General features: G+C 75.9%; 1 protein-coding gene (running past one end of the window). It reads right to left on the minus strand.

Features of this window, described 5'->3' with window-relative positions; translation table 11 throughout:
• Positions 1-7,491: the 5' end (the start) of a type I polyketide synthase gene (locus ACLQ22_RS22275; protein ID WP_425694017.1), read on the minus strand. 22,293 nt of this gene lie to the left of the window's left edge; the window shows 7,491 of its 29,784 coding nt (coding positions 1-7,491); it begins with the start codon at positions 7,489-7,491; its stop codon lies off the left edge, out of view.

The raw sequence follows: 7,491 nt of genomic DNA on the forward strand, positions 1-7,491 counted from the left end.
CACCGCCGCGCCGAGCAGCGGGTGCCGCGCCACGCCGAGGCCCGCTCCCGAGACGTCGGCCGACTGGCCGACCGGCGGCAGCCAGTACCGCTCGCGGTGGAAGGCGTACGTGGGCAGGTCGACCCGCCGCGCGCCGCTGTCGGCGAACCACGGCTGCCAGGTCACGGCAACGCCGTGCACGTGCAGCTCCGCCAGGGCGTGCAGCAGCGCGTGCGCCTCCGGCCGGTCCCGGCGCTGCGCGGCGACGGCCAGCACGCCGTCGTCCCCGGGCAGCACGTCGGCCGCCATCGCGGTCAACACGCTCTGCGGGCCGACCTCCAGGAACGTGTCCACCCCAGCGGCCCGCAGCGCGGTGATCCCGTCGGCGAAGCGCACGGCCTCGCGCACGTGCCGCACCCAGTACCCGGCCGTGCGGATCTCGTCGCCGGCCAGGGCTCCGGTCAGGTTCGACACGATCGGCAGCAACGGCGCGGCGAAGGTCAACCCGTCCAGGACCGCGCGGAACTCGTCGAGCATCGGCTCCATCAACGGACTGTGGAACGCGTGACTCACCGTCAGCCGGCGCGTGCGCGCACCCCGGTCCCGCCAGAGCCGCTCCACCTCGTCGAGGGCCTCGACAGCGCCGGAGACCACCACGGCGGTGGGCCCGTTGACGGCGGCGATGCCGACCCGGTCGCCCAGGCCAGCGATGGACTCCGCCACCGCCGCCTCGTCGGCCGCCACCGCCAGCATCCCGCCACCTGCGGGCAGCGCCTGCATCAACCGACCCCGCGCCGCCACGAGCTGACACGCGTCCGCCAGCGACAACACGCCCGCGACATGCGCGGCCGTGACCTCACCGATCGAGTGACCGGCCAGCAGGTCGGGCACGATCCCGAACGACTCCACCAGCCGGAACAGCGCCACCTCGACCGCGAACAGGCCCGCCTGCGTGAAGACGGTCTGATCCAACAACTCCGCCTCGGCCGAACCCGCCGACGCGAACAGCACCTCCCGCAACGGACGCGGCAGCAACGCATCCAGGTGCGCGCACACCTCGTCCAACGCGGCGGCGAACACCGGGAACTCGCCGTACAGCTCCCGACCCATCCCGGCGCGCTGCGCACCCTGACCCGAGAACAGCAACGCGAGCTGGCCGCGCTGCCCGCCCGGGCCGGTGACCACGCCGATCGAGGGCTCGCCCGTTGACACGGCTTCGAGGCCCGCCAGCAGCTCGTCGCGGCTCGTACCGGACACGACCGCCCGGTGCTCCAGCACCGACCGCGACGCCACCGACGACCAGGCCACGTCCAGCGGGCGCGGGGCCTCGTGCCCGCTCAGCCACGCCGCCCAGCGGTCGGCCTGCGCCGACAGCCCGGCCGCGTCGCGGGCCGACAGCAGCACCGGCACCGCCGACGGCGTCCGGGACGGCTCGTCGCCGCCGTCCGGCTCGTCCCCGCCGGTCGGGGCGGGCGGCTGCTCCAGGATCAGGTGGACGTTCGTACCGCTGATGCCGAACGACGACACGGCGGCCCGGCGCGGCCGGTCCACCGCCGGCCATGCACGCGCCTCGGCCAGCAGGGACACCGCGCCGGCGGTCCAGTCCACGTGGGGGGTCGGCTCGTCGAGGTGCAGGGTCCGCGGGAGCAGGCCGTGCCGCATCGCCTGCACCATCTTGATCATTCCGGCGACACCGGCGGCGGCCTGGCTGTGGCCGATGTTCGACTTGATCGAGCCGAGCAGCAGCGGCCGGTCGGCGGGGCGGCCCTGGCCGTAGGTCGCCAGCAGGGCCTGCGCCTCGATGGGGTCGCCCAGCGTCGTTCCCGTGCCGTGCGCCTCGACGGCGTCCACGTCGGCCGTGGTGAGGCGGGCGTTGGCGAGGGCCTGCCGGATCACCCGCTGCTGGGCGGGGCCGTTGGGCGCGGTGAGGCCGTTGGACGCGCCGTCCTGGTTCACGGCGCTGCCGGCGATCACGGCGAGCACCTGGCGGCCCTGCCGCCGGGCGTCGGAGAGCCGCTGGACCAGCAGCACGCCGACCCCCTCCGACCAGCCGGTGCCGTCGGCGTCGGCGGCGAAGGACTTGCAGCGTCCGTCCGGGGCGAGGCCGCCCTGGCGGGAGAACTCGACGAAGGCGCCCGGGGTCACCATGACGGTGACGCCGCCGGCCAGCGCCATGTCGCACTCGCCGCCGCGCAGCGCCTGGGCGGCGAGGTGCACCGCCACCAGGGACGACGAGCAGGCGGTGTCGACCGTCACCGCCGGGCCCTCCAGGCCGAAGGTGTACGACACCCGGCCGGAGATGACGCTGTGGGCGCCGCCGGTGAGCTGGTAGCCGGCCAGCTCGGCCGGGGTGTCGGTGGTGCCGTAGCCCGACGGGGAGGCGCCGACGAAGACGCCGGTACGGCTGCCGCGCAGCTCGTCCGGGTCGATCCCGGCCTGCTCCATGGCCTCCCAGGACGCCTCCAGCAGCAGGCGCTGCTGCGGGTCCATGGCGACCGCCTCGCGCGGCGAGATGCCGAAGAAGCCCGGGTCGAAGGTGGTGGCGCCATCGACGAAGCCGCCCTCGCGGGTGTGCGACACGGGTTGCCCGTCGGCGTCGACGGCCAGCAGCCGGCCCATGTCCCAGTGTCGGTCCTCGGGGAAACCGCTGATCCCGTCGCGTCCGGTGGCGACCAGGTCCCACAGGTCGTCCGGGTTGGCGACGCCGCCCGGGTACCGGCAGCTCATGCCGACGATGACGATCGGGTCGTCGTCCACCGGCCCGGCGGGGCCCCAGGTGGTGACGGTGTCGACCTCGTGCAGGCGCAGCGTCGCCGACAGGTGGTCGGCGAGGGCGGCCGGGTTCGGGTAGTCGAAGACCAGGGTGGTGGGCAGGGTGAGCCCGGTGGCGGCGCCGAGCCGGTTGCGCAGCTCGACGGCGGTCAGCGAGTCGAAGCCCAGTTCCTTGAACGCCCGGTTCGCCTTGACCAGCTCGGTGCCGGAGTGGCCGAGCACGGCGGCGGTGTGCGTGCGTACGAGGTCGGTCAGGTAGCGGTCCTGCTCGGCGCGGGGCAGCGTCAGCAGGTGCTGCCGCAGCCCGCCGCCGGCGGCGTCCTCCGGTTCGGCGTCGACCACCCGCAGGGCGTCGCGGGCCTCGGCGATGTCGTCGAGCAGGGGGCGGGCGCGGGCGGCGGCGAACGCCGGGGTGAACAGGGACCAGTCGACGTCCGCCACGGTCACCGACGGCACGGCACGGCCCACCGCGCTGCGCAGCGCGTACACGGCCTGGGCCGGCGACATCGGGCTGAGGCCGCGCCGGGCCAGCAGTTCCTGGCCTTCGCCGCTGGCCATGCCGCCGTCGGCCCAGGGTCCCCAGGCCACGGCGGTGGCGGCCAGGCCGCGGGCTCGGCGCCGCTCGGCGAGGGCGTCGAGGAAGGCGTTGCCGGCGGCGTACGCGGCCTGTCCGCCGCTGCCCCAGATGCCGGCGATGGAGGAGAAGAGCACGAACGCGTCGAGCGGCCGGTCGCCCAGCAGCTCGTCCAGGTGCACCGCACCGGCGATCTTGCCGTCCAGCACCCCGGCCAGCCCGGCCAGGTCGGTGTCGGCCAGCATGTTCAGCTGGCCCACCCCGGCGGCGTGCACCACCGCCGTGAGCGGCGCCTCGTCGGCGTCGACGTCGCGCAGCAGCGCCTCGACCCGGGCGCGGTCGGCCATGTCGGCGGCGACCAGGGTCACCCGGGCGCCGAGACCGGTCAGTTCGTCGCGCAGCTCGGCCGCCCCCGGGGCGCGCTCGCCCCGGCGGCTGGTCAGCACGACGTGCGCCGCGCCGTTGGCCGCCACCCAGCGGGCCACGTGGGCGCCGAGCGCCCCGGTGCCACCGGTGATCAGCACCGTGCCCGACGGCTGCCAGCGCTCGACGGCGCCCACGGCCGCCGGCGTGGCGCGCACCAGGCGGCGCACGAACACGCCCGAGGGCCGTACGGCGACCTGGTCCTCGTGACCGCCGGCGGTCAGGACGCCCACCAGGCGGTCCCAGTCGTTCCGGTCGGGCCCGTCCGGCAGGTCGACCAGGCCGCCCCAGAGCTGCGGGTGTTCCAGCCCGGCGACCCGGGCCAGGCCCCACAGGCCGCCCTGGGCGACGCTGCGGACCGGGTCCGTGTCCCCGGTGCCGACCGCGCCCCGGGTCACCATCCACAGTGGCGCCGCGACGTCGGCCGCGTGCAGGGCCTGCACCAGCGCCATCGTGGCCGCCGTGCCGAGCGGCACCGCCGGCTGGCCGGGGTGCGGCCGGTCCAGCAGGCCCAGCAGGGAGACGATCCCGGAGAACCGGTCGTCCCCCACGGCCTCGGCCACCCGCGTCGTCACGTGCTCGCGCTCCGCCGTCGGGTCCACCGCCAGCCGGGACACCTCGCCGCCGGCGGCGGTCAGCGCCCCCGCGAGCGCCTCGGCCCATTCCGTCGCGGGCTCGTCGCCGGCCGGCTCCACCAGCAGCCAGCGGCCGGACGGGGTGACCGGCGCGGGGGCGGCGGTCCGCTTCCACACCACCCGGTACGACCAGCCGTCGACGACCGCGTCCCGCAGCCGGGCCTTGCGCCAAGACGACAGGACCGGCAGGGCCGGGGCCAGGACGTCCGCCCCGTCGTCGCCGAACTGCGCCGCCAGCGCCGCCACGTCGGAGCGCTCCACCGCCGACCAGAACTCGACGTCCACCACGTCCGGGCTGACCGGGCCGGTGACCGACGCCGGCATCTGCTCGGGCCAGTAGCGCTGCCGCTGGAACGCGTACGTGGGCAGGGCGACCGGGGTCGCTCCCGCGCCGGAGTAGAGGGCCGGCCAGTCGACGGGCACCCCGTTGACGTGCAGCTCGGAGAGGGCGGCGAGCAGGGCCCGAGCCTCGGGACGGTCGGCGCGCAGGACGGGCACCGCGATCACGGGGGTGTCGTCGTCGGCCGGTTCCTGCTGGCTCAGCGCGTCGCGGGTCATGGCGGTCAGCACGCTGCGCGGGCCGATCTCCAGGAACGCGTCGGCACCCGCCGCCCGCAGCGCGGTGATTCCGTCGGCGTACCGGACGGCCTGCCGAACGTGGCGCACCCAGTAGTCGGGCGTGCGGATCTCCTCGGCGTCGGCCAGCGCGCCGGTCACGTTCGACACGACCGGCAGCGTCGGCGCGGCGAAGGTCAGCCCAGCCAGGACGGCCCGGAACTCGTCGAGCATCGGCTCCATCAGCGGGCTGTGGAACGCGTGGCTGACGGTGAGCCGGCGCGTGCGGACGCCCCGGTCGCGCCAGATCCGCTCCACCTCGTCGAGGGCGTCCACGGCACCGGAGACCACGACCGAGGTCGGCCCGTTGACGGCCGCGATCCCCACGTCGGCCAGGGCGTCCAGCGTGACGAGGACGTCGGCCTCGGCGGCCGCGACGGCCAGCATCCCGCCGCCCGAGGGCAGCGCCTGCATCAGCCGCCCCCGCGCCGCGACGAGCGCACACGCGTCGGCCAGCGACAGCACCCCCGCCACGTGCGCGGCGGCGACCTCACCGATGGAGTGCCCGCCCACGAAGTCCGGGACCACGCCGAACGACTGCACCAGGCGGAACAGCGCCACCTCGACGGCGAACAGCCCCGCCTGGGTGAACACCGTCTGATCCAACAGCCCCGCCTCGGCGGAACCCTCGGCAGCGAACAGCACCTCCCGCAGCGGACGCGGCAGCAGCGGGTCGAGCCGCCCGCACACCTCGTCCAACGCGGCGGCGAACACCGGGAAGCCGGCGTACAACTCCCGACCCATGCCGGCGCGCTGCGCGCCCTGGCCGGAGAAGAGCACCGCGAGCGGGCCCCGGTCGGCGGCCTGCCCGGCGACCACCGCGCCGGACGGCTGCCCGGCGGCGAGGGCGCGCAGGCCGGCCAGCAGGTCCTCGCGGTCGGTGGCGGTGAGGACCGCGCGATGCTCCAGCGCGGACCGCGACACCACCGACGACCAGCCGACGTCGACCGTGCGGAGGGTCTCGTCGGCGTCCAGCCACCGGGCCCAGCGGCCCGCCTGCGCGGTCAGCGCGGCCTCCGACCGGGCGGACAGCAGCACGGGCACCGCCGGCAGGGCGGGGGCCGGGCCGGCGTCGGCGGGGGTCGCGGCGTCGGCGTCGGGGGCGGGCGGCTCCTCCAGGATGGTGTGCGCGTTGGTGCCGGAGATGCCGAACGACGACACCGCCGCCCGCCGGGGACGGTCGGTCACCGGCCACGGCCGGGCCTCGGTCACCAGCGACACCTCGCCGGCCGACCAGTCCACCTTCGGCGTCGGCTCGTCCACGTGCAGGGTGGACGGGACGAGGCCGTGCCGCATCGCCATCACCATCTTGATCACGCCGGCCACGCCCGCGGCGGACTGGCTGTGACCGATGTTCGACTTGATCGAGCCGAGCAGCAGCGGCCGGTCGGCGGGCCGGTCCCGCCCGTACGTGGCCAGCAGCGCCTGTGCCTCGATCGGGTCGCCGAGGACGGTGCCGGTGCCGTGCGCCTCGACGGCGTCCACGTCGGCCGTGGTCAGCCGGGCGTTGGCGAGGGCCTGGCGGATCACCCGCTGCTGGGCCGGCCCGTTGGGCGCGGTGAGGCCGTTGGACGCGCCGTCCTGGTTGACGGCGCTGCCGGCGATCACGGCGAGGACGGGGTGCCCCTTGCGCTGGGCGTCCGACAGCCGCTCCACCAGCAGGATGCCGACGCCCTCGGACCAGCCGGTGCCGTCGGCGGCCGCGGCGAACGACTTGCACCGGCCGTCGGGGGCGAGCCCCCGCTGCCGGGAGAAGCCCACGAACGGGGCGGGGGTGGCCATCACGCAGACGCCGCCGGCCAGGGCCAGGTCGAAGTCGCCCTGCCGCAGCGCCTGGCAGGCCAGGTGCAGGGCGACCAGCGACGACGAGCAGGCGGTGTCGACCGTGACGGCGGGGCCCTCCAGGCCGAGGGCGTACGCGATCCGCCCCGAGACGATGCTGGTGGCCGTGCCGGTCAGCAGGTAGCCCTCGTCGGTGCCCTCGACCTCGGTCTGCGGGCCCACGCCGTAGCCGTTGGCGGCGGTACCGACGAAGACGCCCACCTTCTGCCCGCGCATGGAGGCGGGTGCGATCCGGGCCTGCTCGAACGCCTCCCACGACGTCTCCAGCAGCAGTCGCTGCTGCGGGTCCATCGCCACGGCCTCGCGCGGCGAGATGCCGAAGAACTCGGCGTCGAAGTCGGCCGCGTCGTAGAGGAAGCCGCCCTCGCGGGTGGTGGAGTGCCCGGCCCGGTCGGCGTCCGGGTCGTACAGGTTGTCCAGGTCCCAGCCCCGGTCGGTCGGGAAGCCGCCGATGGCGTCGCCGCCGGAGGCCACCAGGTCCCAGAGCTGCTCGGGGCTGGCGACGCCGCCCGGGTAGCGGCAGGACATCGCGACGATCGCGATGGGCTCCCGGGCGGCAGCGGTCAGCTGCTGGTTGAGCTGGCGGAGGCGGCCCGTCTCCTTGAGCGAGGCGCGCAGCGCCTCGACGACCTTGTCTGCGGACGTAGACAT

Origin of the sequence: Micromonospora sp. DT178, assembly GCF_049841695.1 — a bacterium.
Lineage (GTDB): Bacteria > Actinomycetota > Actinomycetes > Mycobacteriales > Micromonosporaceae > Micromonospora.